The 25,073-nt window shown below is 72.4% G+C and carries 23 protein-coding genes; 2 read left to right on the top strand and 21 right to left on the bottom strand.

The genetic code is table 11. The features are described from left to right. Positions 1 to 47: 47 nt before the first annotated feature. From ftsY to ABT118_RS32055, 8 genes are all read right to left on the bottom strand, one after another. Entirely contained in the window at positions 48 to 1,223 is a 1,176-nt protein-coding gene (gene ftsY, locus ABT118_RS32090) for a signal recognition particle-docking protein FtsY (protein WP_350677952.1), read from the bottom strand. A 74-nt stretch (positions 1,224 to 1,297) separates the two neighbouring features. Continuing rightward, positions 1,298 to 4,897, bottom strand: a complete 3,600-nt coding sequence (smc, locus tag ABT118_RS32085; RefSeq protein ID WP_350677947.1) for a chromosome segregation protein SMC — start codon at positions 4,895 to 4,897, stop codon at positions 1,298 to 1,300. A 225-nt stretch (positions 4,898 to 5,122) separates the two neighbouring features. Continuing rightward, on the bottom strand, positions 5,123 to 5,326 hold the full coding sequence (locus ABT118_RS32080; protein ID WP_350677942.1) for a hypothetical protein: 204 nt from the start codon (positions 5,324 to 5,326) through the stop codon (positions 5,123 to 5,125). Between the two features lie 391 nt (positions 5,327 to 5,717). Beyond that, positions 5,718 to 6,002 carry an acylphosphatase gene (locus tag ABT118_RS32075; protein ID WP_350677939.1) on the bottom strand — a complete coding sequence of 95 codons (285 nt, stop codon included), beginning with the start codon at positions 6,000 to 6,002 and terminating at the stop codon, positions 5,718 to 5,720. Between the two features lie 43 nt (positions 6,003 to 6,045). Continuing rightward, positions 6,046 to 6,639: a hypothetical protein gene (locus ABT118_RS32070; protein ID WP_350677933.1), complete on the bottom strand. Its 594-nt coding sequence runs from the start codon at positions 6,637 to 6,639 to the stop codon at positions 6,046 to 6,048. After that, complete coding sequence (locus ABT118_RS32065; protein WP_350677929.1) at positions 6,636 to 7,658, bottom strand: WXG100 family type VII secretion target; 1,023 nt, start codon at positions 7,656 to 7,658, stop codon at positions 6,636 to 6,638. Before ABT118_RS32065 ends, ABT118_RS32070 begins: the two co-directional genes overlap by 4 nt. After that, positions 7,655 to 7,969 carry a DUF2563 family protein gene (locus tag ABT118_RS32060; RefSeq protein WP_350677924.1) on the bottom strand — a complete coding sequence of 105 codons (315 nt, stop codon included), beginning with the start codon at positions 7,967 to 7,969 and terminating at the stop codon, positions 7,655 to 7,657. Before ABT118_RS32060 ends, ABT118_RS32065 begins: the two co-directional genes overlap by 4 nt. 88 nt (positions 7,970 to 8,057) lie before the next feature. After that, positions 8,058 to 9,389, bottom strand: a complete 1,332-nt coding sequence (locus ABT118_RS32055; RefSeq protein WP_350677916.1) for a hypothetical protein — start codon at positions 9,387 to 9,389, stop codon at positions 8,058 to 8,060. A 169-nt stretch (positions 9,390 to 9,558) separates the two neighbouring features. On the opposite strand from ABT118_RS32055, the gene ABT118_RS32050 reads away from it, so the two are divergent. Beyond that, positions 9,559 to 10,467 carry a DMT family protein gene (locus ABT118_RS32050; RefSeq protein WP_350677913.1) on the top strand — a complete coding sequence of 303 codons (909 nt, stop codon included), beginning with the start codon at positions 9,559 to 9,561 and terminating at the stop codon, positions 10,465 to 10,467. Between the two features lie 136 nt (positions 10,468 to 10,603). On the opposite strand, the gene mutM is transcribed toward ABT118_RS32050, so the two are convergent. From mutM to ABT118_RS32000, 10 genes are all read right to left on the bottom strand, one after another. Next, on the bottom strand, positions 10,604 to 11,458 hold the full coding sequence (mutM, locus tag ABT118_RS32045; RefSeq protein WP_350677910.1) for a bifunctional DNA-formamidopyrimidine glycosylase/DNA-(apurinic or apyrimidinic site) lyase: 855 nt from the start codon (positions 11,456 to 11,458) through the stop codon (positions 10,604 to 10,606). A 22-nt stretch (positions 11,459 to 11,480) separates the two neighbouring features. Continuing rightward, on the bottom strand, positions 11,481 to 12,257 hold the full coding sequence (rnc, locus tag ABT118_RS32040; protein WP_350677904.1) for a ribonuclease III: 777 nt from the start codon (positions 12,255 to 12,257) through the stop codon (positions 11,481 to 11,483). Positions 12,258 to 12,274: 17 nt separating this feature from the next. Further along, entirely contained in the window at positions 12,275 to 12,448 is a 174-nt protein-coding gene (rpmF, locus tag ABT118_RS32035) for a 50S ribosomal protein L32 (RefSeq protein WP_030056747.1), read from the bottom strand. A gap of 2 nt (positions 12,449 to 12,450) precedes the next feature. Continuing rightward, positions 12,451 to 13,134: a YceD family protein gene (locus tag ABT118_RS32030; protein ID WP_502884754.1), complete on the bottom strand. Its 684-nt coding sequence runs from the start codon at positions 13,132 to 13,134 to the stop codon at positions 12,451 to 12,453. Between the two features lie 103 nt (positions 13,135 to 13,237). Further along, the gene (locus tag ABT118_RS32025) at positions 13,238 to 14,407 is read right to left on the bottom strand and encodes an ATP synthase subunit B family protein (protein ID WP_350677893.1); all 1,170 of its coding nucleotides are present in this window, start codon (positions 14,405 to 14,407) and stop codon (positions 13,238 to 13,240) included. Positions 14,408 to 14,622: 215 nt separating this feature from the next. Beyond that, complete coding sequence (gene coaD, locus ABT118_RS32020; protein ID WP_350677889.1) at positions 14,623 to 15,111, bottom strand: pantetheine-phosphate adenylyltransferase; 489 nt, start codon at positions 15,109 to 15,111, stop codon at positions 14,623 to 14,625. A gap of 37 nt (positions 15,112 to 15,148) precedes the next feature. Beyond that, a complete protein-coding gene (rsmD, locus tag ABT118_RS32015) occupies positions 15,149 to 15,733 on the bottom strand; it encodes a 16S rRNA (guanine(966)-N(2))-methyltransferase RsmD (protein ID WP_350677885.1) in 585 nt (194 codons plus the stop codon). 117 nt (positions 15,734 to 15,850) lie between these two features. Continuing rightward, the gene (locus ABT118_RS32010) at positions 15,851 to 16,354 is read right to left on the bottom strand and encodes a hypothetical protein (protein ID WP_350677881.1); all 504 of its coding nucleotides are present in this window, start codon (positions 16,352 to 16,354) and stop codon (positions 15,851 to 15,853) included. Positions 16,355 to 16,472: 118 nt separating this feature from the next. After that, positions 16,473 to 19,700, bottom strand: a complete 3,228-nt coding sequence (locus ABT118_RS32005; RefSeq protein WP_350677878.1) for a helicase-related protein — start codon at positions 19,698 to 19,700, stop codon at positions 16,473 to 16,475. A gap of 38 nt (positions 19,701 to 19,738) precedes the next feature. Next, positions 19,739 to 21,364, bottom strand: coding sequence for a DAK2 domain-containing protein (locus ABT118_RS32000; RefSeq protein ID WP_350677875.1), 1,626 nt, complete (start codon positions 21,362 to 21,364; stop codon positions 19,739 to 19,741). 306 nt (positions 21,365 to 21,670) lie between these two features. Between ABT118_RS32000 and rpmB the strand changes: the two genes are divergently transcribed. Then, positions 21,671 to 21,856, top strand: a complete 186-nt coding sequence (gene rpmB, locus ABT118_RS31995) for a 50S ribosomal protein L28 (RefSeq protein WP_082598345.1) — start codon at positions 21,671 to 21,673, stop codon at positions 21,854 to 21,856. Positions 21,857 to 22,001: 145 nt separating this feature from the next. Here the strand turns inward: rpmB and thiD are convergent, their stop codons facing one another. The 3 genes from thiD to ABT118_RS31980 form a co-directional block, all read right to left on the bottom strand. Further along, on the bottom strand, positions 22,002 to 22,793 hold the full coding sequence (gene thiD / locus ABT118_RS31990) for a bifunctional hydroxymethylpyrimidine kinase/phosphomethylpyrimidine kinase (RefSeq protein WP_350677868.1): 792 nt from the start codon (positions 22,791 to 22,793) through the stop codon (positions 22,002 to 22,004). A 24-nt stretch (positions 22,794 to 22,817) separates the two neighbouring features. Continuing rightward, positions 22,818 to 23,843, bottom strand: a complete 1,026-nt coding sequence (locus tag ABT118_RS31985; protein WP_350677863.1) for a 6-phosphofructokinase — start codon at positions 23,841 to 23,843, stop codon at positions 22,818 to 22,820. A 176-nt stretch (positions 23,844 to 24,019) separates the two neighbouring features. Then, positions 24,020 to 24,988, bottom strand: coding sequence for a thiamine-phosphate kinase (locus ABT118_RS31980; RefSeq protein ID WP_350677859.1), 969 nt, complete (start codon positions 24,986 to 24,988; stop codon positions 24,020 to 24,022). Between the last annotated feature and the right edge of the window lie 85 nt (positions 24,989 to 25,073).

Raw genomic sequence — 25,073 nt, 5'->3', positions numbered from 1 at the left:
CCCTCCGGGACCTGGTCCCGGAGGGCTCGACTCTTTACGGCCGTACGTCAGTCCCCGATCAGCGCGTCCACGAACGCACCCGGCTCGAACGGCGCCAGGTCGTCCGCGCCCTCGCCCAGCCCGATCAGCTTGACCGGCACGCCCAGCTCCCGCTGCACCGCGATCACGATCCCGCCCTTCGCGGTCCCGTCCAGCTTGGTCAGCACGATGCCGGTGATGTCCACCACCTCGGCGAACACCCGGGCCTGGACCAGCCCGTTCTGACCGGTGGTGGCGTCCAGCACCAGCAGCACCTCGTCGACCGGGCCGTGCTTCTCGACCACCCGCTTGACCTTGCCGAGCTCGTCCATCAGGCCGGTCTTGGTGTGCAGTCGGCCGGCGGTGTCGATCAGCACGGTGTCCGCGCCCTCGGCGATGCCCTCCTTGACCGCGTCGAACGCGACCGAGGCGGGGTCGCCGCCCTCGGGCCCGCGGACGGTGGCAGCACCGACCCGCTCGCCCCAGGTCTGCAACTGGTCGGCGGCGGCGGCCCGGAAGGTGTCGGCCGCGCCGAGCACCACCTTGCGTCCGTCGGCGACCAGCACCCGGCCGAGCTTGCCCGAGGTGGTGGTCTTGCCCACGCCGTTCACGCCGACCACCAGCACCACGGCCGGACGGCCGTCCTCGTGCTTGGCGGTCTTCAGCGAACGGTCCGCCTCGGTGCCGATCAGACCGACCAGTTCCTCGTACAGCAGGCCCCGCAGCTCGGCCGGGGTACGGGTGCCGAGCACCTTGACCCGGGTGCGCAGGTTGTCGACCAGCTCCTGGGTGGGTGCGACGCCGACGTCTGCGGTGAGCAGCGTCTCCTCGATCTCCTCCCAGGTGTCCTCGTCGAGCCGCTCGCGCGAGAGCAGCGTGAGCAGGCCCTTGCCGAGCGAGTTCTGCGAACGGGAGAGCCGGCCGCGCAGCCGGACCAGCCGCCCGGCGGTGGGCTCCGGCACATCCAGGGCGGGTGCCTCGACCACAGGTACCTCGGGCGGGAGCGTCACCTCCTCGACGGTCCTGACCGGCTCGGGAACCGGGGTCGCGGACTCCTCGCCGACCGCGGGCTCGCGCGGGGGCGTGATGACAGGTGCCTCGGCCTTGGGAGGCAGTTGCTTGCGTCGTCTGCCGCTGACGACGAGGCCCGCAACCGCACCAACGGCGATCACGGCGATGATTACGGCAAGGATCACGTATTCCATATCGGACCCAGTATCCGTGACGGACCCGCCCCCGAGAACTAGGACATTCGTCCCTTACCGCCGCTTCGCCCGATTCACTCCGCCGCGACCGCGGCCTCGGACTGCCGGGGCACGGCGCGCGGGCGGCGCTCGCGCTGCTCCTCGCGCAGCCGCTGGCTGATCACCTGGGAGATCCCGTCGCCCTTCATGGTGACGCCGTACAGCGCGTCGGCCGACTCCATGGTGAGCTTCTGATGGGTGATCACGATCAGCTGCGAACTCTCCCGCAGCTCCTCCATGATGGCGATCAGCCGGCGCAGGTTGGTCTCGTCGAGCGCCGCCTCCACCTCGTCCATCACGTAGAACGGACTGGGGCGGGCCTTGAAGATCGAGACCAGCAGCGCCACCGCCGTCAGCGAGCGCTCCCCGCCGGAGAGCAGCGAGAGCCGCTTCACCTTCTTGCCCGGCGGCCTGGCCTCCACCTCCACCCCGGTGGTCAGCATGCTCGAAGGGTCGGTCAGCACCAGCCGCCCCTCCCCGCCCGGGAAGAGCCGGGAGAAGACACCCTCGAACTGCGCCGCCGTGTCGTGGTACGCCGAGGTGAACAACTGCTCGACCCGGACGTCGACGTCCTTGACGATCTCCAGCAGGTCCCGCCGGCTGCGCTTCAGGTCGTCCAGCTGCTCGCCCAGGAACTGGTGCCGCTCCTCCAGCGCCGCGAACTCCTCCAGCGCCAGCGGATTGACCTTGCCGAGCTGCTGGTACGCCTTCTCGGCGGACCGCAGCCGCTTCTCCTGCTCGGCCCGGACGTACGGGCGCGGCTCGCCCGGCTCCTCTCCCTCCTCCGGCAGCGGCGGGGGCACCGGCTGCGCGGGCCCGTACGAGGCGAGCAGCTCCTCCCCCTCGATGCCGAACTCCTCCAGCGCCTTGGCCTCCAACTGCTCGATCCGCAGCCGCTTCTCCGCCCGGAGCACCTCGTCCCGGTGGCCCGCGTCGACCAGCTTGTCCAGCTCGTCCTTGAGTTCGCGCCCGTGTTCGCGGCCCGCCCGCAGCTCGGTCTCCCGCTCGGCCCTGGCCTGCTCGGCCCCGGTCCGCTCCGCCTCGGCCCGGCCCAGCGAGACCTCCAGCCGCGCCAGCAGCTGCCGGGCCCCGGCCGCCACCGCACCGGCCACCTGTGCCTCGTACCGGGCGCGCTCGCGCCGCTCGGCCGCCCGGGCCCTGCTCTCCCGCTCGGCCCCGGCCGCCCGGTCCAGCTGGTCGGCCCGGCCGCTCAGGCCCCGCACCCGCTCCTCGTGGGTGCGGACCGCGAGCCTGGCCTCCAGCTCGGCCTGCCTGGCCTCGGCGGCACCCGCCACCAGCTCGTCCCGGCGGGCGCCGTCCGGCTCGTCCTCGCCGGAGTCCGCCGACTCCTCCGCCGCCGCCAGCCGTTCGGCCAGCTCCTCGGCCGCCGCCAGTGCCTGGGCCAGCCCGTCCTCGGCCCGCCGGGTCGAGGCGGCCAGCCGCTCGGCCTCGCCCGCCGCCGCCTTGGCCTGCCCGCCGAGCCGTCCGAGCGCCCCGGCCGTACCGGCCCGCTCCTTCGCCGCCGCCCGCCGCCGGGCGGCCAACTGCTCGACCTCGGCCGCGAGTTCACTCCGCACGGCGGTCACCTCGGCCAGCTCACCGGCCAGCCGCTCGCACCGCTGGTCCAGCTCCTGGATCCGCCCGGCCGCCTCGGCCACCGCCGCCTGGGTCTCCAACAGGCTCGGCGCCCCGGCCGCGCCACCCTGGGCGAAGCCCGCGCCGAGCAGGTCGCCCTCCCGGGTCACGGCGGTCAACTCCGGCCGCTCCAGCACCAGTTCGCGTGCCTGGTCCAGCCCGTCCACTACCACGGTCCGGGCCAGCAGCGCCCGTACGGCGGGCAGCAGTTCGGCCGGCCCGTCCACCAGGCCCGCCGCACCGACCCGCCCGACCGCGTCCGCAACCGTGTCCCCGGCCGCGCCCGCGATCAGCAGCGCGGCCCGCCCGGCGTCCTCGCCGCGCAGCAGCCGCAGCGCCGCCACCGCCGCGTCCACCCCGTCCACCGCGACGGCCTCCGCCGCCGCACCGAGCGCCGCCGCCACCGCCGTCTCGTACCCGGGCTCGACCTTGAGCAGCTCGGCCGCCGGACCGAGTACCCCGGCCGGCCGCTCCCCCGCCGCCAGCAGCACCCCGCTGCCGTCCTTGCGCCGCAGCCCGAGCGAGAGCGCCTCGTGCCGCGCCACCAGCCCGGCCCGCTCGCGCTCGGCCGACCCGAGCGCGTCCCGGACGGCGCCGACCCCGGACTCCGCCCCCGCCACCTCGGCCCGGGCCCGTTCGTACGCCGCGTCCAGTTCCTCGTCCCCGGCGGCCAGTTCGTCCGCCTGGCCCCGGAGCTCCTCGTACTCCCCCTGCGCGGCCTCGGCCCGCAGCAGCGCCTCGTCCCTGGACTCGGCCAGCCGGCCGATCTCGGCCTCCGCCCCGGCCGCCTTCGAACGCGCCGCCGCAGCCTGCCCCTGCAGTCGGGCCAGCCCCTCCCTACGGTCCGCGATCGCCCGCGCGGCCGCCTTCAACCGGCCTTCCTCCAGCGCCAGTTCGCGCTCCAGGTCGCTCCGCCGCTCGACCGCCTCGGCCAGCGCGTACTGCGCCTCCTCCAGCGCCTCGGCGAGCGCGGCCTCCTCCTCGCGGACCCGCTCGGCCTCCCGCTCCAGCTCCTCCGGGTCCCGCCCGCGCCGCTCCTCGCCCTGCGCGCTGCTGACCGCGTGCCGCACCCGGGCCTCGGCCAGCCCGATCGTCCCCCTGGTCCGCTCCCCCAGCGCCGAGAGCCGGTACCAGGTCTGCCTGGTCTGCTCCAGCTGCGGCCCGAGCTGCTGCACCTGCGCCTCCAGGACGGCCTCGCGCTGCTGCGCCCGGGCCAGCTCCTGCTCGACGGTGGAGCGCCGCAGCCGCAGCGCCAGCTCGTCCGCGATCTCCGCCTCGACCGCCCTGCGCAGCGAGAGCAGGTCGTCGGCGAGCAGCCGCAGCCGGGCGTCCCGCAGCTCGGCCTGGATGCCGGCGGCGCGCCGGGCGATCTTCGCCTGCCGGCCCAACGGGCCGAGCTGGCGGCGGAGTTCGGCCACCAGGTCCTGCACCCGGTTGAGGTTGGCGGCCATCGAGTCCAGCTTCCGCAGCGCCTTCTCCTTGCGCTTGCGGTGCTTGAGCACCCCGGCCGCCTCCTCGATGAAGGCCCGCCGGCCCATCGGGTCGGCGTGCAGCACGGAGTCGAGCTGGCCCTGCCCGACGATCACGTGCATCTCCCGGCCGATGCCGGAGTCGGAGAGCAGTTCCTGGATGTCGAGCAGCCGACAGGTGTCGCCGTTCAGCGCGTACTCGCTGCCGCCGTTGCGGAACATCGTCCGGGTGATGGTGACTTCGGCGTAGTCGATCGGGAGCGCGCCGTCGGTGTTGTCGATGGTGAGGCTGACCTCGGCCCGGCCGAGCGGCTGCCGGCCGCTGGTCCCGGCGAAGATGACGTCCTCCATCTTGCCGCCGCGCAGCGACTTGGCGCCCTGCTCGCCCATCACCCAGCTGAGCGCGTCCACCACGTTCGACTTGCCGGAGCCGTTCGGCCCGACCACACAGGTGATCCCGGGCTCGAACCGCAGCGTGGTGGCGGAGGCGAAGGACTTGAACCCGCGCAGCGTCAGACTCTTCAGATGCACGGGCCCGCTCTCCTCACCTCGGCTTCTTCCTCCGTTTGCCGACTGTATCCGGCAGTGCGGACGACAGCGGGGCAGGCGACGGTTTGGCCACGCCGGGGCTGGGCACTCTCCTGGCAAAAGGTTCCGGGTACGACGAAGGGACGCCACGCGGGCGTCCCTCGAAAGCTGCGACCCGTACGGGAAGCTCAGTGCGCAGCAGCGTCGATCGTGAAGATCGGGTCTGGATCAGGTGAGTGCCGGCTCCCTGTGATCCATTTCAATGCTGCTGAGCAGCGAGTGCTCGTCAGCGACAGCGGAGAGTGCGTCGTTCTCGGCCTGCATCCGGATGAGCTCGGATTCCAGGTCCTGGACGCGCTGCTGAAGCCGTCGCATCTCGGAAAGCATTCGCGGGTCGGGGCCGCCGACGTACCCGAGAAGCGCCTTTGCCATGATGAATGGTCCTCCACGCTGAGTGACCGAACCTATGCGGTATGGGTCTAGGGGGAAGGGGAGTCACGCACCCGTCCGCGGGCCGGAAGTGCTGGCTGGGCACTACGGGAGAGCCGCGTGAGCTGGGCTCACGACGACATGACCCTGCCGGGAGAACGCATATTGGTGCGCGGGCTTTCAGCGTCTCACCAAAGACGGTACGGGTCAACACGATCACCGCACGCTACCGCGACCCTGTCACCTGCATGGCGGGAAGGACACGCCGTGCGGCCGGGCGGGGGTCCACCGGACTTCAGATGGATCACTGCTCGCTGCGGAGTCAACCACGAGTCTGCCCAGAAGGCAACCGCCTGACACCGGCAGTTGACGCGGCCGGTCTGCGGAGGGCATGTCAGCGGATCGCGAAGGTCTCGTACCCGTCGCCGGTCGCGCTCCAGATCTCGGTGACGCCGGTGACCCGGCCCGGGGTGCCGGGCCCGCGGAGCAGGGTGAGCAGGCGCTCGCAGTCGGCGTGGCTGCCCTCGGCGACCACCTGCACCCGGCCGTCGCCGAGGTTGCTGGTGTACCCGGTGAGCCCGATCTCCATCGCCCGGGCCCTGGTCCACCAGCGGAAGCCGACCTCCTGGACCTTGCCGCGCACCCAGGCGGTGCAGCGGACCGGATCGTCGCTGTGCATGGCTCGACCCTAGGCGATGCACAGCAACGATCCGGTCTGCGGGTCAGCGGATCAGCGCGGCCAGGGCGCGGGCCTCGTCCGCACCCTGGGAGAGGGCGGCCAGCGAGCCGTCCGCGAAGTGCAGGTCGACCCGGTCCGACATGCCGCCGGTCCGGTCCTCGACCCGGCGGATCCGTCCGTACGGCAGCTCGCCGAGCGGCCTGAGGCCGACGCCGACCAGGTGGTCGGCCAGCAGGATGCGGCGGTCGGTGAAGGCCAGCACCGCCCGGTTGTTGTCCATCGGCGCCGCGCCCTCGTAGCCGTGCCGCACCGCGACCACGAACTGTCCGGCCTGGCTGTCCCAGCCGCCCTGGAGGCCGCGGCCCCGGGTGATCCGGCGGATCATCCGGAAGAACCCGAAGACCGCCTCGAACAGGAGCTCCGCGATGACGGCGACCAACTCGAACAGTGCGCCGAAGGCGGCCATCGCCCCCCTGGTCGCGGCCCCCGGGCGGTACTTGCGCGGGACCCGGCGGATCAGGTCGCTGAGGGTGAGCTCGGCCACCGCGTGGATCTGCTCGCCCGGCTGCAGCAGCGGGGCGAACAGCGGGCGGTAGGAGTCGCCGCCCAGCGGGCGCGGCTCGACGTACTGGCTCATCCGAAGGCCTCCTCGACCCGGGTCTGCGGCACCCGGTAGGGCTTCGCGTGCGGGCCGCCGTCCAGCGCGCCGGTGGCGGCGTCGACCGCGGCGTCGTCCTTGGCCGCGTCGGTGAAGGCGCCGCCGAAGTCACCGGCGCCGATGCCGACTCCGACACCGGTCGCGATGCCGCCCTTAACCGCGCCGAAGACGGTCTTCGCGCCCTGTGCGGTGGCGAACTCGCCGAGGGTGCCGAGGTTCGGGTTGGTCAGCAGGTCCTTCGCGGTGCCGAAGCGGTTCCCCGCGCCGCCGATCTTGCGGACCGCCTTGGCCGCCCGGAGGCCCTCCTTGATGTTCTTGAAGGACTTCCCGGCGGTCTGGATCTTGCGGACCGCGTCCATCAGCTTGCCCAGCGCCGTGGCCAGCTTGCGCGACACCGAGGCGATCCGCATGACGTAGACGGACACCTCGGCCTCGACCACCAGGGCGTTGACCACGGTGGCGGCGCCCAGCGTGATGATGTCGACCAGGATCATCGCGGCCATGGTGGCGATCAGGACCTCGATCGCCTCCCGGATCAGGCCGATGACCAGGTTCTCGGCCAGCTCGCAGGCCGCGGCGGCCTGACTGATGATCTGGGCCACCTCGTTCATGTCGGCGGCGGTGCTCTCGATCGCCTCGACCACCGTGCCCATGTGGGTGCCGAAGGCCTCGGACGCCTGGCCCTCCCACTGGCCGGCCAGCGTCGTGCCGCCCTCGCGCAGCGCGTTGGCGACCTCCTGCATCGCCTTCGCCTGGGCCTGCCATTCCTGCGCGGCGCTGCTGAGGGTCTCCAGCTCGCCGGTGACCTCCTCCAGCATGTCCATCAGCCCGAGGAAGTCCAGCGCGCCCTTGACGAACTCGTCCAGCCCGGCGTCCAGGCCCTCGGAGACCGGGTTGGTGAAGCTGGGCAGCGCCTCGAACGGCGTGCTCACGAAGTCGCGGGTCCACTTGTACGCGGCACCGGCCTCGCCGAAGGTGACGCCCGTCCCGGGGATCACCGGCCGCCCCGGTAGACCGAGGCGATCGCGGTGTCGTGACTCTCGTAGTTGTCCGCCGAGTGCTGCAGGCCCTCGGCGGTGTCGGTCAGCAGCTCGCGCAGGTCGGCGAAGTTCTGCTGCTCCACCTCCGCGTGCTCCTCGTAGGCCTGGTAGAGGTTCTGCGCGTCCGGCAGCATGCCGAAGTCGTTGGAGTTCAGCGTGACCGAGGCCAGGCGGGACTGGATCTCGGAGATCCGCTCCGCCTGGGCCTCGATCAGCGCCGCGTACGCCCTGAGTGCGCCCGGCTCTACCCGGAAGCCCTGTTCCCCCATGAAAACTGCCCCTTGCTGACGTTCTGGCTGATCATCGTACTGATAGCCCGCCAACGATCATGAAGCAAGGGGCTTCACACCACCCGCCTCAGAAGCCCCCGAAGTCCCCTCCACCTCCGAAGTCACCCCCGCCACCGCCGTCGAAGCCGCCGAAGTCCGAGGGGTTGAAGTCCGCACCGGACTGGTCGCCGCCCTGGTAGCCCCCGCCGTCGGCGGCCCACGCCGTACCGGGCGAGGCCATCATCGAGCCGAGCATGGTGCCCACCAGCAGCCCCGGCAGCATGCCGCCGCCGAAGTAGCCGCCGGCCCACGGGCTGTACGCCGGGCCCGCGTTCCAGTACGGCTCCCGGCCGTGCTCGGTCTGCACCGTACGGATCTCCGGCTCCTGACCCGCCGCCAGCCGGGCCGCGTCCGCCGCGCAGACCGGGACGGTCCGCCGGGCCGCACCGGCCGGGGCCCAGTCCGCGTCCTTCGCGGACGGGCCGTGCCGGGGGTCGAAGAAGCACGGCGGACGGCGGTCCGGCAGCGGCCGCTGCTCCCGACGGGCCGTCAGGGTGGCCAGTGCGAACCGGCCGTCGGCCAGCGCCTCGGTCACCGGGCGGACCTGCTCGGGGCCGGTCGCCGCGTCCATCGCCCGCTTCGCGCCGTCGTAGCAGTCCAGCGCGTGCGCGTAGTCGGCCCGCTGGGCGTCGTCCGCCGCCGGGTCGCCGGGAGCGAAGTCCAGCCGGTCCAGCTCCTCGCCGAACGCCGTGATGTCCTCGTCCACCACCACCCGCAGCTGGGCCAGCTCCGCCCTGACCCGCTCCTCCTTGCGCCGCTTCGACCGCCGGAACAGCAGGAACACACCGCCGCCGGCCAGCGCCAGCAGCGCCACCGGGACCACGATCGCGGCCACCCCGGTCCCGCCGCCGGAGGCCGCCACCCCCTTGCCCTTCACCTGCCCGACCGCCTGGCCGACGAAGTCGTTCAAGGTGCCGCCGATGTCGCCCGGGTGCGCCCGGGACGCGGCCCCGGCGATGCTCGCCGCCGCGGTGCCGGAGATCGCCGCCGGGTCGGAGAAGGCCTTGAACTCCTCGCCCCGCCAGATCCCGTACAGACCGGTCACCCCGACCCTGGTGCGCAGGTCGCGCGCGGTCGAAAGCGCCGGGTACTGCTGCTCGTCCGCCGGCAGCACCGCGACGAAGACCGGCTTGTCCGCCGCCTTGATCCGCGCGGTGAGCGCGTCCGCGTCGGCGGTCGAGAACCGCCCGGCCATCGCCGGGTCGACGTAGACCTGACCCTGCTTCAACGCCTTGGCCGCCTCCTCGATGCCACTCGTCGCCGCCGACGCGGACGCCACGGGCAGGAGCAGCAGCAGAGCGGTCAGCAGCAGCCCGAGCAGAGCGGCGGGCAACGAGCGGCGAAGTGCGGTGTTTGCCATGGTTCGACGCTACTCGTACCCCGGGCCGACGGCCCCATACCGAGGGGTGGACCCTCCCCCGCCGACGGGACGGGCCCCGGTCGTCCTGGCGGCTGACTCGATCACCGCCCCGACCGGGCATAGTGGTGGCTGATCAAGTACGCCTGCCCCATCCAGATCGGAGCACCCGGTGATCCTGGGCCTCGTCACCGCCGTCGCGGCATCCGCCTGCTACGGCATCGGCTCGGTACTCCAGGCGGTCGGCTCACGCCGCTCCGCCCGCGAGGAGGCGGCCGCCAACGGCCGCTCCGCCGGCGTCACCGAGCACGGCGGCCCCAACCTCTCCTCCACTGCCAAGGCCGCCGTCACCTGGGAGTTCATCCTCGGCACGGTGCTCGACCTGATCGGCTTCGGCCTCGGCGCGCTGGCCGCCCGGCTGCTCCCGCTCTTCCTCTCCCAGACCATCATCAGTGCCAACCTGGTGGTCACCGCGGTGCTCAGCATCAAGCTGCTCGGCATCCGGCTGAAGCGGCCCGAGTGGGCCTCGATCGCCATCCTCTGCGCCGCCCTGATCCTGCTCGCCGTCGCGGCCGGGCCCGAGGGCGGGCACCACGCCGCGATGGCGGTGCACTGGTGGCTGCTGGCCGCGTCGGTCGCGGTCATCGGCGGTGGCGCGCTGATCGTCCGGCTGCTCGGTGCGAGCGGGGCGATCGTGGCCGGTCTGCTCTCCGGGCTCGGCTTCGGCGCGCTCGGCGTCGGCGTCCGGATCCTGAACGGGATCGAGCCCTTCGACCTCGGCCGGCTGATCGCCGACCCCGCCCTGTACGCGATCCTGATCGGCGGCATCGGCGGGATGTACCTGCACACCATCGCGCTGCAGATCGGCTCGGTGAACGGGGCCACCGCCGCCCTGGTGGTGGGCGAGACCGTCATCCCCGGCGCGGTCGGCGTCATCTGGCTCGGCGACTCCTCCCGGGCCGGCCTCGGCTGGCTGGCCGCCTTCGGCTTCGTCCTCGCCGTCGTCAGCGCGGTGGGCGTCGCGTACTACGGCCAGGGCGAAGAGGCGGCCGCCGAACCGGAACTCACCCACACGCACTGACCATGCACGGCCAGGGGCTCGGGGAACGGCGACGCTACGTGGCTGGCGGGTCAAAATGCGAAAGTGCCTGACCACGCTCGTACGTTGAACGCTCCTGAGGTCGGCGTCGCAGTTCCCCGAGCCCCTGTGGCTGCCCCTAGCGCGGAGCGCGCTGGCAGCTGGGGCAGAAGTAGCTGGAGCGGTTCATCCAGGGGTCGCGCCGAATGGCGGTGCCGCAGCGGCGGCAGCCCTCGCCCTCCCGCCCGTAGGCGTCCAGCTCGCGGGAGAAGTAGCCGCTCTCGCCGTTCACGTTGACGTAGAGGCTGTCGAAGCTGGTGCCGCCGACCGCCAGCGCCGCGTTCATCACGTCGCGGGCATGGCCGAGCAGCGTCGCGGCCTGGACCCGGGTCAGGGTGCCGGCCGCCCGGTCGTAGTGCAGCTTCGCCCGCCAGAGCGACTCGTCCGCGTAGATGTTGCCGACCCCGCTGATCAGCGTCTGGTCGAGCAGGGCCCGCTTCACGGTGGTGCGCTTGGCCCGCAGCGCGGCGATGAAGGCGCCGTCGTCGAAGCGGTCGTCCAGCGGGTCGCGGGCGATGTGCGCGATCGAGAGCGGGGTCGACTCGGGGTCGCCCGGCTCGGACTCCTCGACCGCGAGGCCGCCGAAGGTGCGCTGGTCGACGAAGCGCAGTTCGCGCCCGCCGTCGGTGAACCGGAGCCGGACCCGCAGATGGGTCTCGTCCGGCACCGAGGCGTCCTGGACCAGCAGTTGGCCGCTCATGCCGAGGTGGCCGATCATCGCCTGGTCGCCGCCGAGCGGCACCCAGAGGTACTTGCCGCGGCGCTGCGCCTCCCCCAGCGTGGCCCCGGCCAGCCGGGCGGCGAACTCGTCCGCGCCGCCGGGCTGGCGGCGGACCGAACGCGGGTGCAGCACCTGGGCCTCGGCCACGGTGCGGCCGGCGGCCCAGCGGGCCAGGCCGCGCCTGACCACCTCGACCTCGGGGAGTTCGGGCACGCCTGCCGCCTCGGCTTCTGTGTCAGCTGGTGGTGGGGTTGAGCTGGTCCGCGTACTTGGCGCGGATGGCCCGCCAGGCGCTCTCGGCGGCCTTCTGCTCGGCTTCCTTCTTCGACCGTCCGCTGCCGTGCCCGAAGTCCTCGCCAGCCACCCGGGCGGCGGCGTTGAAGGTCTTCTCGTGGTCGGGACCGGATTCGGCCACCACGTACTCGGGCACGCCGATGCCCACCGAGGCGGTGAGCTCCTGCAGGCTGGTCTTCCAGTCCAGGCCCGCGCCCAGCTGAGAGGACTCCTCGATCAGCGGGTCGAACAGGCGGTGGACGAAGTCGGTCGCGGCGTCCAGGCCCTGGTCCAGGTAGATGGCGCCGATCACGGCCTCGACGGTGTCGGCGAGGATCGACGACTTGTCGCGGCCGCCGGTACCCTCCTCGCCCTTGCCGAGCCTGATGAAGGTGCCCAGTTCGAGGCCTCGGCCGACCTCGGCCAGGGCACGCGAGTTGACCACCGCGGCCCGCAGCTTGGCGAGTGTGCCTTCGGCGACCTCGGGGTGGAGGCGGTAGAGGGTGTCCGTCACGACCAGGCCCAGCACCGAGTCGCCGAGGAACTCCAGGCGCTCGTTGGTGGGCAGCCCGCCGTTCTCGTAGGCGAAGCTACGGTGCGTCAGGGCACGCACCAGAAGGGCGCGCTCGAGTACGAACCCGAGGCGCCCTTCCAGAACGTCGTATTCGGTCGAAGCCGGCCCGCCGGCCTTGCTCCCGTTGGCAGGAGCCGACTTGCGGGGTGAGTTGCTGTCCGACATCGATCCGTACCCGCCGATCAGACCGAGAGGACCTGGCGACGGTTGTACGTGCCGCAGCTCGGGCACGCAATGTGACCAAGCTTCGGCTCGTGGCAGCGGTCACACGCCACCAGGGCCGGAACAACGGCCTTCCAGTTGGACCGACGGTGGCGCGTGTTGCTGCGCGACATCTTCCGCTTCGGAACAGCCACGGCTACTTCTCCTGGTTCTCGGCTCCACCCTCACGGGTGTCGCTGTTCTTGATTCCGTCACCCTCGTCGCCGGGGGCGGCGGAGAGTCCCTGCAGAGCCGCCCACCGGGGGTCGGCGGCCTCGTGGTGGTGGTCCGGGTCGTCGCTCAGGCGCGCTCCGCATTCGGAGCACAGGCCCAGGCAGTCTTCCTGGCACACCGGCTGCAGCGGCAGTGCAAGCACCACCGCGTCACGCAGCACCGGCCGGAGGTCGAAGAAATCGCCCTCCAGGCGGTAAGTCTCGTCGTCCGACTCCTCGTCGAGGTCGTCGGCCCCGGTGGTCCGGGCGCGGGTGCGCTCGTCGGACTCGGGGTAGTAGAACAGCTCCTGGAACTCGACCCGGAGCCGGTCCTCGACCGGTTCCAGGCAGCGCACGCACTCGCCCTCGACCCCGGCCCGGGCGCGGCCGGTCACCAGCACGCCCTCGACCACGGACTCCTGCCGGAGCTCGATCTCGATCTCGCTCTTCACCGGGACGGCGATGACATCGATGATGCCCAGGCCCTCCGGCGCCTCCACGGTCCGGACGATCTTGCGCAGCGACCCCGGACGACGGCCGAGCTCATGCGTGTCGAACACGAGCGGGTCGCGGTGGTCGAGGCGGTTCAAGGTGTCCTGACTTCCTGAAGGCGGCACGCATCCCTGCATGGCGCGGATTTGGTTCGATCCGGCTGCTCCGAGGCAGCAGAACGGCCCAGCAACGAACAGGCCGGAGTGGTCAGACTACCGGACACTCCGGCCTGGCCCAACTTCACCTGCCGCCGAGCTCCCGCAGCCGGGTCATGTCGATCATGCTGGTGTCGAAGAAGCTGGTCTCGTCGAGCGCCACCTGCTGCTGCGGCACCTGGGCGGGCTGCTGCTGGTAGCCGTAGTCGAAGCCCTGGCCGCCGTAGCCGGGCTGCTGCTGCTCCTGCGGCTGCTCCTGGTAGACCGGCTGCTGGTACCCGTAGGTGTCGAAGCCCTGGCCACCGTAGCTGGGCTGGGCCTGCTGCGGGTAGCCGTACGGGTCGGTCTGCGGCTGGCCGGCCGGGTCGTAGCCGCCGCTGTAGACCTCGTTGTACTGCGCGGCGGCGTACTGGTCGGCCTCCGGGGCCTGCCAGCCGGCCGCGGCCGGGGTCGGCTCGGGCCAGCTCTGCTGCTGCGGGACCTCGGCCCGGTACCAGGGCTGCTCCTCGCCGTTCTCGGCGTAGCCGGCGTCGGCCGGGACGCCCTCGGAGAAGCCGGCCGCGACCGCCTCGGCCCGGTCCTTGAGGTGCTGGGCCTCGTCGGCGGCGGCCAGGTAGGCACCCAGCTCGTCGATGGAGGCCTTGCCGAGCAGCTTGTCCCGGCCCTTGCCGACCGCTTCGAGGGTCTTGCTCAGCACCGTCTCCAGGGTGGCGAGCTTCACATCGACGTACTCGTCCACCTCGGGGCTCGGGCTGACCCGGGAGCGGAACTCCTCGCCATCGGCGGCGTCCTCGTCGTAGGGCTGCTCGAAGACGCTGGCGTCGCCGCGCAGCTTGGTCCGGCCGCGGCCGACCGCGCCGAGCGTCTTGGTGAGCACCACCTCGAAGTTGGCCAGCTTGGAGTCGACGTAGTCGTCCGCCTCGGCCAGCTTGGTCTGCACCTCGGCCTTGGCGTCGCCGAGGATCCGGTCCGCCTCGGCCTGGGCGCGCAGCACGACCTCGGTGTCCGAGATCAGCGAGCCGCGCTCGCTGTGCGCGCCCTGGATGATCTGGTCGGCCTGGGCCTGGGCGTCCGCGACCACCTGCTCGTGGTCGGCCATCACCGACTGGGCCTGGGCGAGTTCGGCGGGCAGCGCCTCGCGGAGCTGCTGGAGCAGGCCGACCAGCTCGGCCCGGTTCACCACGCAGGACGCCGACATGGGCATCGAGCGGGCGTTCTCCACCGCCGTGACGATCGCGTCAAGTCTGTTCTGCACGTCCACGGGGCTTCTGTCTTTCCGTGTGCCGCCGAACTGCGGCGGAGGCAGTGCCCCTCGGCGTGGCATCCGCGTCCGGGCAGGAGTACAGACTGTACGTCCAGAGCGGGCGCAGCTCACAACGTCCGAGGCCACCCACTCCCCCGGGCGGGGGAGGGTATGTGACGCTTCGCCAGCTCTGTCCGGTTTCCCGTCCCGTTCGTCCCCCGCCGCTCCTACTGCTTGGCGCGCTCGGCGATCCGCTCGACCAGCCGGCTGTTCACGACCTCCGGCAGCAGGTGCGAGACGTCGCCCCCGTACGAGGCGACCTCCTTGACCAGGCTGGAGGAGAGGAAGCTGTAGGTCGGCGAGGTCGGCACGAACAGCGTCTCCACACCGGTCAGCCCGTGGTTCATCTGGGCCATCTGCAGCTCGTAGTCGAAGTCGCTGACCGCCCGCAGGCCCTTGATGATCGCCGGGATGCCGCGGTCCCGGCAGAAGTCCACCAGCAGGCCGTGGTGGGCCTCGACCTCGATGTTGCCGTACTGGGCGGTGGTCTCCTCGATCAGCGCGATCCGCTCGTCGACGGTGAACATGCCCTGCTTGCTGCGGTTGATCGCCACCGCGACGTGGACCACGTCGTACAGCTTGGAGGCACGCTCGATGATGTCGAGGTGCCCGTTGGTGATCGGGTCGAAGGAACCCGGGCAGACGGCGCGGCGCATGGCATGGACTCCCTTGTGGGGCCTGATGGGTGGGCGGCTACGAGTCTTCGGCAGGTCCGGAGGCGGCGCGACCGTACCAGAGCGTCCCCTCGCCGTAGCGCCGGGAGCGCTCGGCCTCGTAGCCCTCGGGCCAGCCGAACTCGCCGCCCCGGGTGCTGCGTTCCACGGTGACGAGTGCATCGGCCGTGATCCAGCCCCCCGCCAGGATTGTGAGCAGCATCTCCCGGACCTCGTCATCGGTGACCGAGTACGGCGGGTCCAGGAAGACCAGGTCGTACGGGGTCTCCGGGGCCCGCCCGGCGATCACCCGTTCGGCCCGGTCGGCCCGGACCTCGGCGCCCGGCAGCGCGACGATCCGGACGTTCTCCCGGATCACCTTCGCGGCACCGGCGTCCGCCTCCACCAGCAGGACGTGCTCGGCACCCCGGGACAGCGCCTCCAGGCCGACCGCTCCGGATCCGCCGAACAGGTCGAGCATCCGGGCCCCGTGCAGGGTGCCGCGCAGCGCGGCGAGGGTGGAGAACATCGCCTCCCGGGCCTTGTCGGAGGTCGGGCGGGTGGTCCGGCCCGGCAGTACGGACAGGCGGCGGCCACCGGCCACCCCGGCGATCACGCGGGTCATGAGAGATGCGGTCCTTTCCTGGATGCACCTGACACGCTATCCGCTGACGCCGTGACAAGGGGCGCGGGCAGCTGCGTGTGCAGCTGCCCGCGCCCCGGTACGGCCCCGTGCGGACGTTTACTCGACCGTGCCCACGATGGTCGGCGAGGCGTAGCGGGACCAGGACAGGCAGCCGTCGGGCGGGCAGTACTCGGGCTTGCGCGGGTCGTGGCCGAGCTCGCGCAGCTTGGTGCGGACGGAGTCGGGGGTGCGGCCGAACCGGGCGGCGATCCGGGCCACCGTGTCGCCGTCGTGGAACCGGCGGGTCAGCTCCTCCTCGTGCTGCGGCACCCAGGGGGCGCCGTGGCCGGGGTACAGCTCGCGCAGCACGTCGCGGTCGGGGATGGGCTCGGAGACGTCGGCGACGATGGCCATCGCCCGCAGCGCGCGGTTCAGCGCGATCCGCAGGTTGGCCACGTCCTCCACCGGCAGGCGCAGCTTGCCGGTGGCGAGCGGGGAGGCGGCGGCGCCCTCGCGCCAGCCGGTCAGGGTGAGGGTGACCTCACGGTCGTCGTCGCTGGCCAGCTCGATCCGGAAGACCTTGTCGCCCAGCGGAAGCTCGTTGAGATGACGGAAAGCCAAGGCGGAACCCCCAGGTGTCGTGCCGGGAACGCACCTTGGGGGTGCGTCCCGAACAACTACATTCTCTCCCCCGGCACTGACAATTCAGGGGGCCCAACAGCCTTGCCGAGCAGGGGAATTACCCCTTCTCCAGGTACTCCGCGCGGTCCTCGTCGAGCAGGCTCTCCAGCGCCGTGCGGAGCTCCGGGTGGGCGGCCAGCGACGGGTCCTCGGCGACCAGTCGGGCGGCCTCCTCGCGGGCGGTCGCGATCACCTCCTCGTCGTCCAGCACCGAGAGCACCTTGAGCGAGGACTTCACCCCGGACTGGGCCTGGCCGAGCACATCGCCCTCCCGGCGCTGCTCCAGGTCGATCCGGGACAGCTCGAAGCCGTCCAGGGTGCCGGCCACCGCGTCCAGCCGGGCCCGGGCCGGGCTGGCCGCGGGCATGTCGCTGACCAGCAGGCAGAGCCCGGGGGCGGAGCCGCGGCCGACCCGGCCGCGCAACTGGTGCAGCTGGGAGACGCCGAACCGGTCGGCATCCATGATCACCATCGCGGTCGAGTTGGGGACGTTGACGCCGACCTCGATCACGGTGGTCGCGACCAGTACGTCCACCTGGGCGGCCGCGAACCGCCGCATCACGTCGTCCTTGGCCTCCGGCGCCAGCCGCCCGTGCAGGATCTCCACCCGCAGCCCGGCCAGCGGCCCCTTCGCCAGCATCTCGGCGGTCTCCACCACGGAGAGCGGCGGCCGCTTCTCGTCGCTCGCGGCGCCGACGTCCTCGGGGTCGTCCACCAGCGGCTTGCGCTTCTTCTTCCCCGGCGCGTCCGGCGGCTCGTCCCCGATCCGGGGGCAGACCACGTACGCCTGGTGGCCCTTCTCCACCTCCTCGCGGACCCGCTCCCAGGCCCGGGCCAGGAAGTTGGGCTTCTCCACCGCGGGCACCACGTGGGTGGAGATCGGCGAGCGCCCGGCCGGCAGCTGGTCCAGCACCGAGGTCTCCAGGTCGCCGAAGACCGTCATCGCCACCGTGCGCGGGATCGGCGTCGCCGTCATCACCAGCAGGTGCGGCGGCTGGTCCCCCTTGGCCCGCAGCGCGTCCCGCTGCTCGACCCCGAACCGGTGCTGCTCGTCCACCACCACCAGGCCGAGGTCCTGGAACTGCACCTTGTCCTCGATCAGCGCATGCGTCCCGATCGCGATCCCGGCGTCCCCGCAGGCCATGTCGAGCATCGCCTGCCGCCGCGCGGCCGTCCCCATCGACCCGGTCAGCAGCGCGACCTTCGTCCCCAGGTCCGAGCCGCCGAGCATGCCGCCCTCGGCCAGGTCGCCCATCATCTCGACGATCGACCGGTGGTGCTGCTGCGCCAGCACCTCGGTCGGCGCCAGCAGCACCGCCTGCCCGCCCGCGTCGACCACCGCCAGCATCGCCCGCAGCGCCACCATGGTGTTGTGGGTGACGGTGAAGTTGTCCGTGACGTACGCGTGGTCCGGGTGCTCCACGCTGATGCACTGGACCTGCTTCCGCCCCACCGGCTCCACTGCCCTGACGGCCCGTCGGAAGGTGTCGTACTTGGGCCGTCCTCCGGCCATCCGCGCCTTCTTGCGCTCCAGTCGGAACAACTGCCGGTCCACCGGAACCGCCACCGACACGTTGTACGAAGCCCCCTTGGGCAGCACCCGGGCTCGCCCGCCCAGCGAACGGACCAGCCAGGCGACATCCTCCGCCAGTCGGGGCGAGACCGAGCAGTACGAGGCACTCATCCCGTTCCGCTGGACCGTCCCGTCGGTGTCCATCAGCCCCTGCAGGAGCGCCAGCCGATCGCGCACGGTCGCGTTCAGGTACTGCTCCGGCACGAACTTGGTGTGAGATCCGGTGCTCCACAGGCCGAGGTCCCGCAGTGCCTGGATCAGCGGACTCCGGACGTCACCACGGCGTTTGCCGCGCAGCCTCAGCGTGTAGTCGCAGGTGGATCCGGCGACGGGGACGGCCTCGCACTCGGGCGGCAGCAACGCCCGGACAGCGTCCAGGATCTGCGCGTCCGTGGTGGACAGCCGCAGGTTGTGGCGGAACGAACCGTCACCGAGCAGGACTCCGAGCAGGTAGGGGTCGATCGGCAGCGGGTCGTGGAATCCGAGGTCCACGGGGGTGGCGACCGGCAGGTACCACTTCGAGCTGCCGTTGCGCTTCGTGAGATCGGCTCGGATCTCCCCCGTGGTCATGACCTTCGGGGTCTGCCCCCGGTGCCAGCCACAGCTCGTCCCCACGATCCACAGGTGCTCGTCGTCGCACTCCACCGAACTGCCGTCGGAGAGGACCAGCCGCCAGACCTCGCGCTCGCCCTGCGGGAAGACCCCGTCGATCACGGAGATCTCCCCGGAGGGCGTGACGACCGGGTCACCGAGCTGCAGATCGCCCATCCTGCGGTAGCCGGACGGGGTGAGCACCAAGGCGTCCAACGGCTGCGCCTTGCCCGAGCCGACCTCGCCCTGGAGCAGGCGGTGCATCGGGTGCTCGGTGGCGAGGTCGGTGAAGATCTCGGCGGAGACGGTCTTCTGCCCGTCCGTCAGCTCGAACGGGAGGCGGGCGTCGAAGGCGTCCAGCAGGCCGTCGGGGACGGGCCTGCGGGCGACGGCGGGGAGGGCGGAGTCGGCGGCGCGGCGCTGGGCCAGGGCGACCTGGAGGACGAAGGCCTCGTCCCAGCGGAGGCGGTCCTGGGCGCGCTCCTTCTCGGCCTGGTTGCGCGGGCGGTGGATCAGCTCCAGCGCCTCGGGCAGCGGGATCAGCTCGTGCTTGCCGCGCAGCTCGGCGGGCAGCGGCTCGCCGACGTCGGCGAGGTGCTTGTCGAGGGCGACCTCGATGCAGAGCGAGAGCTTCCAGCTGGGCATCTGGGCGCTGGCCGGGTAGACCGGGATGAGCCGGCCCGCGAACTTGCCCGCCTCCGGGGCACCGTCCTCGGCGTCGATCAACTGGTAGTCGGGCGAGGCGAGTTGGCGCTTGCCGTTGAAGACGCCGACCTTGCCGGCGAACAGGCCCTGGGAGCCGGTGCGGAGGTCCTTCTGCCGCCAGCCCTGGTTGAAGAAGACCAGGCTGAGCCGGCCCCGCCCGTCGGTGACCACCACTTCGAGGCGGTCACCCTTGCGGGCCTTGAACGGGATCAGGGTGACCTTCTCGATCCGGGCCAGCACGGTGACGTGCTCGTCCACTTCGAGGTCGTCCAGGCTGGTGAGCTGCCCGCGTTCCACGTACCGGCGGGGGTAGTGGTGCAGCAGGTCGCCGACCGTGCGCAGCTTGAGGCTGTCGGCCAGCACCTTGGCGGTGCGGTCGCCGACCAGCTTGGTCAGAGATTCATCGAGAGCGCCCATCAGGACCTATTGGACACCACGGCGGCGACAGGTCCGACCTACTCCACCCCGATGAGCAGGGTGGCCGACTGCTGCCGGCCGTCGTAGACCACGGTGTCGACCTCGGGGCGCTGGCGGCGGGCGTGCGCGACCAGGTGGTCGCCCAGCCCGGCGGGGGCGCCCTCGCCGAGCACCAGGGTGACCAGTTCGCCGCCGGCCGCGAGCATCCGGCCGAGCAGCTCCTCACCGGTGGCGAGCAGCTCGGGGCCGATCACCACCACGTCGCCGTCGATCAGGCCGAGCACGTCCCCGGCCTGGCAGACCCCGGCCATGGTCCAGGACTCGCCCTCGGCGACCGCGAGTTCGGCGTACCGGGTGGCCCCGGCGGCGGAGGTCATGGCGACCACGTCCTCGTCGAAGCGGCGGCCCGGCTCGTGCACGGCGAGCGCGGCCAGCCCCTGCACCGGGGAGCGGGTGGGCAGCACGGCGATCCTGATCCCGTCCTGCCGGAGCCGGTCGGCGGCGGCCCCGGCGGCGGCCCGCAGCTCGGGGTCGTTGAGCAGCAGCACCACCTCGTGCGCGGCGCAGCGGCGGACGGCGGTGACCAGTTCGGCGCTGGCGGGCGGCCGGTCGGGGTCGGCGAGCAGCACATGGGCGCCGGCCTGCTCGCAGAGCTCGGCCAGCCCGGCGCCGGTGACCACGCTGAGCACGGCCCGGCCGGCCGTGGTCTCCCGGCCGCTCTCGCCGGCCCGGGCGGCGGCCTCGGCGAAGTGGGTGATCCGGATCTGGTACGGCCGTCCGGCCCGGACGCCGGCCTCGACGGCGGCGCCCGCGTCGTCCACGTGCACGTGCACGTTCCACAGGCCGTCGCCGCCGCCGACCACCAGTGAGTCGCCGAGGGCGGCCAGTTCGGTCCGCAGGGCCGGCAGCACCTGGTCGGGGGCGTCCAGCAGGTAGATCACCTCGAAGGCGGGGTGCCCGGGGCCCGGCGGGCGCTCATGGCCCTCGCAGCCGCCGAGCGGGCGGACCGGGCGGTCGAACTCGCGGCGCTGGGCCACCGGTCCCATCGGGGTCTGGCCGGTGACGGCGTCCGAGAGGGTGCCCAGGATGGCGACCAGGCCGCGCCCGCCGGCGTCCACCACGCCGGCCTCGGCCAGGACGGCGAGCTGGGCCGGGGTGCGGAGCAGGGCCTCGCGGGCGGCCCGGTAGGCGGTGTCGGCAGCCTCGGCCAGCCCGCCCGCCCCCTGGGCGGCAGCCCGGGCGGCGGCGGCCGCGACGGTGAGCAGGGTGCCCTCGACCGGTTCGGCGACGGCCTGGTAGGCGGATTCGGCCGCCCGCAGCAGGCCCTTGCGCAGATCGGCGGGCTCCCCGCCGAGCGCGAGCACCTCGGCCAGGCCGCGCAGCCACTGGGCCAGGATCACGCCCGAGTTCCCCTGGGCGCCGATCAGCGCGCCCCGGGCGCCGGCCGTCATCGCGGTGCCCAGCCCGGGGTCGCCCGGCCCGGTGAAGCAGCGCTCGACGGCCTCGGCGGCGGACTCCACGGTGAGGTAGAGGTTGGTGCCGGTGTCGCCGTCCGGGACGGGGTAGACGTTGAGCGCGTCGATCTCCTCGCGGGCCTGGCCGAGCGCGGTCAGGGCGAGGCGGCACCAGGTGCGGACGGTGGCGGCGTCGAGCGTGTCCAGCACCAGGGTCTCCTCCGGTGAACGCGGACCGAACCCTGGGCGGGGGCACGGGTGAACGCGGTGGCAAGGGGCGATGCTGGCAGGTTATCCGGACCGGCCCGCCATCGGTGCTGGCCGGAGGCCCGCAGGGGATGATCAAGGGCCGGACCGTGGTAGTTTCGTTGAACGGGAGTCGTCGTTGTATGCTCTCCCGGTTGCCCGGAACAGTCCGGGCTCACCCCTTGAAGCAGTCCGGTCCACGCGAGTGGCCCGAGTTGGTTCAGCCGGGGTTTTCGAACGTAAATGATCTGAAGTCTTGGAGTGACTCCTGTGGCTGCCAACTGCGACGTCTGCGGCAAGGGGCCGGGCTTCGGCAACAGCATCTCCCACTCGCACCGCCGTACTCCCCGTCGTTGGAACCCCAACATTCAGACGGTGCGTGCGACGGTCGGTCGGACGCCGAAGCGGCTCAACGTCTGCACCTCGTGCATCAAGGCCGGTAAGGTCTCGCGCTGACGCGCAGACCGGTTAGCCGGTCCTCCAGATCGCCGATTCACCCTCGGGTGGGTCGGCTTTCTGTCTTACTGCCTTCTGCACCGGTTGAAGGGCGGACCCCCAGGGTCCGCCCTTCGGTCGTTCCGGAGGCGGTCTCCGGGACGGGTCAGCGCCAGCGCCAGGCGTGGTCCACCGGGCCGATGCCCGCGCCCAGCGCGAAGCCGCCCCGGATCGCGCCGGTGATGTACTCCTTCGCCCCCGCGACCGCCGCCGGCATCTCCGCGCCCTTGGCCAGCTCGGCGGCGATGGCACTGGCCAGCGTGCAGCCGGTGCCGTGGGTGTGCCGGTTGTCGTGCCGCGGCGCGCGGTACCAGTGCTCGGAGCCATCTGCGCCGACCAGCAGGTCGGCCGCCTCGCCTTCGAGGTGGCCGCCCTTGATCAGCACCCAGCCCGGGCCGAAGCCGAGCAGCGCCTCGGCGGCGGCGGCCATGTCCCGCTCGCCCTCGACCTCGATGCCGGTCAGCTGGGTCACCTCGTGCAGGTTGGGCGTGGCGAGGGTGGCCACCGGCAGCAGCCGCTCCCGTACGGTCGCCACCGCCTCGGCGGCGAGCAGCGCGTCACCGTGCTTGGAGACCCCGACCGGGTCCACCACGACCGGGGCGCCGACCCCGGCAAGCAGCTCGGCCACGGTCTCCACCAGCTCGACCGAGGCCAGCATGCCGGTCTTCACGGCCTGGACGCCGATGTCGTCCACCACACTGCGGAACTGCGCCCGGACGGCCTCGGCCGGCAGCTCCCAGTAGCCCTGGACGCCGACCGAGTTCTGCGCGGTGACGGCGGTGATCACGCTCATGCCGTGCACGCCGAGCGCGAGCATCGCCTTGAGGTCGGCCTGGATGCCGGCGCCGCCTCCGGAGTCCGAGCCGGCAACGGTGAGTACGCGAGGGGGAGCAACCATGCGGCCCAACCTACCGAACGCCCGTCACAGGACGGCCTCGGACTCCGCCCACTGCTCCTGCGGCACGGTCTTCAGCCGGGTGATCGCGTCGGCGACCGGGACCAGCTCGATCTCGGTGCCGCGCAGCGCGGTGAAGTGCCCGAAGGCGCCCTTGTGCACGGCCTCCACCGCGTGCCAGCCGAACCGGGTGGCCAGCACCCGGTCCCGGGCGGTGGGGGTGCCGCCGCGCTGGGTGTGGCCGAGGATGACCGGCCGGGACTCCTTGCCGAGCAGGTCCTCCAGCTCGTGCGCGAGCCGGGTGCCGATCCCGCCGAAGGTCTGGTGGCCGTACTGGTCGACGCCGCCGTGGTCGAAGCGGAGCGTGCCGGGTGCGGGCTTGGCGCCCTCGGCGACCGCGATGATGGCGAACTTCTTGCCGCGCCGGAACCGCTCCTCGATCATCCGGGCCACGCCCTCGATGTCGAACGGCTTCTCCGGGATCAGGATGCCGTGCGCACCGCCGGCCATGCCCGCGGTGAGGGTGATCCAGCCGGTGTGACGTCCCATCAGCTCGACCACCATCACCCGCTGGTGCGACTCGGCGGTGGTCTTCAGCCGGTCGATCGCCTCGGTGGCCACGTGCACGGCGGTGTCGAAGCCGAAGGTGACGTCGGTGGCGTCGATGTCGTTGTCGATGGTCTTCGGCACCCCGACCACAGGCAGCCCGGCGTCGCTGAACTTCTTGGCGGCGGTCAGCGTGCCCTCGCCGCCGATCGCGATCAGCGCGTCGATGCCGATGTCGGCGGCGAGCTGCTGGGCGTTCTCCACCGCCCAGTTGATCCGGTCCCGCTGGACCCGGGCCGAGCCGAGGATGGTCCCGCCCAGGGTGAGCAGACCGGTCACGTCGTCGTGCGAGATCGGCCGGCTGCGCCCCTCGATCAGTCCGAGGAAGCCGTCCTCGATGCCGATGATCTCGTCGCCGTGGACATCGGTGCCGCGGTGCACCACCGAGCGGATCACCGCGTTGAGGCCGGGGCAGTCGCCGCCGCTGGTCAGGACACCGATTCTCATGGGGGCGTGCTCTCCCGCTCCTGGGGCAGCGCAGGCCCCCGAGTTGATGGACTCTCGTACGAGCCGGACAACACCGGACAGACCGGACATGGCCGACAGCGCTCAGGCTACCCGCCCGACCTGTCGTCAGCTCAAATCCCGCGCTCCGGAGCAGTGACGCCACCGCTAAATGGTGGTTACTCCGCCGCGAAGTGGTCCCAGCCGCCGGCCCGGTCCCACGGAGCGCCGTCCACGGTGACCTGTCCGCCCCGGGCCGCGCTCGCCGTGCGCACCACCTCGCCGACCACACGCCATCGGGCGGGAAGCTGGACGGTGCTCGGGAAGGTGGCCACGATCGCGTGGTCCTCCCCGCCGGACAGCACCCATACAAGCGGATCGACCCCGACCGCCTGGCCGATGTCCGCCATCTGGGCAGGCACGTCGAAGTCGGCCGCGCGCAGGTCGATGTCCACTCCGCTGGCCTTGGCGACGTGGCCGAGGTCGGCCACCAGACCGTCGCTGACGTCGATCATCGCGGTGGCGCCGAGGTCGGCCCCGGCCGGGCCCGCGTGGTACGGCGGCTCCGGGCGGCGGTGCGCCTCGACGAAGGCCCGGGGCGAGCGGAACCCCCGGGACAGCACGGTCAGCCCGGCCGCCGACCAGCCCAGCCAGCCGGTCACCGCGACCACGTCGCCGACCTGGGCGCCGGAGCGCTTCACCGGGGCCCGGCCCTGGAGGTCACCGAGGGCGGTGATCGCCAGCGTGATGGTCTCGCCGCGCACCACGTCGCCGCCGACCACGGTGGCACCGGCCACCTGGCACTCGTCCCGCAGACCGTCCATCAGCTCGGTGGCCCAGGTGGTCGGCAGGTCGGCGGGGGTGACCAGGCCGAGCAGTATCGCGGTCGGCACCGCGCCCATCGCGGCGATGTCGGCCAGGTTCTGGGCAGCGCACTTGCGGCCGACGTCGTACGCGGTGGACCAGTCCCGGCGGAAGTGCCGGCCCTCGATCAGCACGTCGGTGGTGGCCACCACCCGGCCGTCCGGGGTCTTCACCACGGCCGCGTCGTCGCCCGGCCCGAGCTCCACGGCCGGGGTGAGCGGCAGCCGGGCGGTGAGCTCTCTGATGAGTCCGAACTCGCCGAGCTCGCCCACTGTCCCCTGCATCTGCCGCCCTCTCCACTGATGACACATCGACCTGACTCGAAGCCCGCGCCTGCGCGCCCCCGCGCGCAGCGTACGCCCTCGGCGG

Origin of the sequence: Kitasatospora sp. NPDC002040 (genome assembly GCF_040296785.1) — a bacterium.
Lineage (GTDB): Bacteria > Actinomycetota > Actinomycetes > Streptomycetales > Streptomycetaceae > Kitasatospora.
The sequence above is the reverse complement of the archived record's forward strand: the minus strand, read 5'-3'. Positions and strand labels throughout refer to the sequence as shown.

Excerpts from the sequence above, each read along its gene's own strand:
- ftsY (WP_350677952.1), bottom strand. The coding sequence starts at position 1,223 with ATGGAATACGTGATCCTTGCCGTAATCATCGCCGTGATCGCCGTTGGT.
- ABT118_RS32080 (WP_350677942.1), bottom strand. The coding sequence starts at position 5,326 with ATGGCAAAGGCGCTTCTCGGGTACGTCGGCGGCCCCGACCCGCGAATG.
- ABT118_RS32075 (WP_350677939.1), bottom strand. The coding sequence starts at position 6,002 with ATGCACAGCGACGATCCGGTCCGCTGCACCGCCTGGGTGCGCGGCAAG.
- ABT118_RS32070 (WP_350677933.1), bottom strand. The coding sequence starts at position 6,639 with ATGAGCCAGTACGTCGAGCCGCGCCCGCTGGGCGGCGACTCCTACCGC.
- ABT118_RS32060 (WP_350677924.1), bottom strand. The coding sequence starts at position 7,969 with ATGGGGGAACAGGGCTTCCGGGTAGAGCCGGGCGCACTCAGGGCGTAC.
- ABT118_RS32055 (WP_350677916.1), bottom strand. The coding sequence starts at position 9,389 with ATGGCAAACACCGCACTTCGCCGCTCGTTGCCCGCCGCTCTGCTCGGG.
- rnc (WP_350677904.1), bottom strand. The coding sequence starts at position 12,257 with ATGTCGGACAGCAACTCACCCCGCAAGTCGGCTCCTGCCAACGGGAGC.
- ABT118_RS32030 (WP_502884754.1), bottom strand. The coding sequence starts at position 13,134 with ATGCAGGGATGCGTGCCGCCTTCAGGAAGTCAGGACACCTTGAACCGC.
- coaD (WP_350677889.1), bottom strand. The coding sequence starts at position 15,111 with ATGCGCCGCGCCGTCTGCCCGGGTTCCTTCGACCCGATCACCAACGGG.
- rsmD (WP_350677885.1), bottom strand. The coding sequence starts at position 15,733 with ATGACCCGCGTGATCGCCGGGGTGGCCGGTGGCCGCCGCCTGTCCGTA.
- ABT118_RS32005 (WP_350677878.1), bottom strand. The coding sequence starts at position 19,700 with ATGGGCGCTCTCGATGAATCTCTGACCAAGCTGGTCGGCGACCGCACC.
- thiD (WP_350677868.1), bottom strand. The coding sequence starts at position 22,793 with ATGGTTGCTCCCCCTCGCGTACTCACCGTTGCCGGCTCGGACTCCGGA.
- ABT118_RS31985 (WP_350677863.1), bottom strand. The coding sequence starts at position 23,843 with ATGAGAATCGGTGTCCTGACCAGCGGCGGCGACTGCCCCGGCCTCAAC.
- ABT118_RS31980 (WP_350677859.1), bottom strand. The coding sequence starts at position 24,988 with ATGCAGGGGACAGTGGGCGAGCTCGGCGAGTTCGGACTCATCAGAGAG.